This is a genomic window from Herbiconiux daphne, from assembly GCF_024979295.1.
Lineage (GTDB): Bacteria > Actinomycetota > Actinomycetes > Actinomycetales > Microbacteriaceae > Herbiconiux > Herbiconiux daphnes.
Genome location: NZ_JANLCJ010000085.1, coordinates 1 through 1,526, shown reverse-complemented (window position 1 = coordinate 1,526; position 1,526 = coordinate 1). Strand labels below are relative to the sequence as shown.

Here is a 1,526-nt window from a genome sequence, read left to right as displayed (position 1 = left end):
CAATAGACCGTTAAGTCCTGAAATTATGTTGAAGTTAAAAGAAACAGATTACGTTTCCTTTATCGCTTATTGGCTACTTGATGTTTTAAATGATATATTTTATGAACATCAAGAAGCTTGGACTTTATACGATGCTTTAAACGGTATCGATCGGAACATAACGGAAGGCGTAATAGATTTAACTTACGACTTCACGGCAGGCGATATTGTATTCTTAAATATCGATACAGATTTTTCAATTCAAATCACCGACAATTATTTTATAGGTGTATGGTTCGATGAAGATACGTTTTTAGGGTTTACCCCTGCTGGCATCTTCAAAGACGGTTTAAATGATTTTCTAACGCAATACCCTGACTACACGAATATGTCAGTATTTAGAATATAAGGACGGTTAAAATATGAACGCTTTACTTTACATTTTACGTACATTACCTGAAAGGCATGATGTTGTAGTTTTCGTATTCATGCAAATTGCAGATATTGGTACAGGACTTTCAAAAGCATTTATCACACGCAAACCAAATTCAAAAATTGGTAGTCGTGGTATGGTGAAACATCTAACAATTCTATGCATTACATTGCTTGCAATTACCTTGCTAGAATATTGTGGTATGAAACAATTCGGCGATTGGTTCATTTATGGCAACATTGCAATTTACGGTTTATCCATCGTTGAAAACTATAAAGAATGTGGTTTCTGGTTGCCTGCATTTGTGGAAAAAATGTTCATCAATTTAAAAGATGAAATAGACGGGAAAGGTGAAAACAAATGAAAGTTAACATGAATAACGCTATTAATTTCGGTAGAACCATGTTGGGAAAAGTCCGCTACTCTATGAAGGGTAGCAGGACGGGTACAGACGGAACGGCAGATTGTAGTGGTTTTGTATTCGCCTGCTTACGTTCGGCAGGTGGTGGTACTTATCCGATTGTACCAAGTACAGAAACCCTTCATGATTATCTGTTAAAAAACGGCTTTAAACTTATTGCGGAAAATCGCAACTTTACAATGAAGCGTGGGCAGGTAATTATTTGGGGTAGAAAAGGTCAATCGGCAGGAAGTGCAGGGCATACAGGTATCGCAATCGATGGGCAGAATTGGATTGAGTGTACAGGGTGGAAAGATACTGTAATTCTTTCTAACCATGATGCACGGCTTGCAATGAATGGTTATCCTTACTGGTATGTATATGAACAAACTGAAAGCATGCCTGCTCATGTATCTAACCCTGTTTCTTCAAGTGCTAAAGAGTGGGAAGAATACGGACGGTTTACGCTGAAAGATAACGGTGTAGCATTACGCCGACAACCTGTTACTTCTGCACCACTTGTGGCAAGACTTAATAAAGGGCAGTCGGTTATCTATGATAGAGTGAAGAAATTCCCAAATAACTATATTTGGGTAAGACAAGCAAAGACAGGTCATTGGATTGCTACTGGTAAAACTGATGCAAAAAATAACCGTGTTGACTACTGGGGAACATTCGGCAAAGTATACTAAAACAAAAACCCTCACTAAATAG

Annotated in this window: 3 protein-coding genes; all 3 read left to right on the top strand. The window is 37.8% G+C overall.

The annotated features are described in order from the left end of the window. Nucleotides 1–388: hypothetical protein (locus N1032_RS23095; RefSeq protein WP_259542670.1), on the top strand; the 388-nt coding region annotated here is incomplete at its 5' end. Nucleotides 389–401: 13 nt separating this feature from the next. Further along, the gene (locus N1032_RS23090) at nt 402–776 is read left to right on the top strand and encodes a phage holin family protein (RefSeq protein WP_259542669.1); all 375 of its coding nucleotides are present in this window, start codon (nt 402–404) and stop codon (nt 774–776) included. Further along, nucleotides 773–1,504: a peptidoglycan amidohydrolase family protein gene (locus N1032_RS23085; RefSeq protein WP_259542668.1), complete on the top strand. Its 732-nt coding sequence runs from the start codon at nt 773–775 to the stop codon at nt 1,502–1,504. The genes N1032_RS23090 and N1032_RS23085 overlap by 4 nt, the downstream gene beginning before the upstream one ends. The last annotated feature ends 22 nt before the right edge of the window (nt 1,505–1,526 follow it).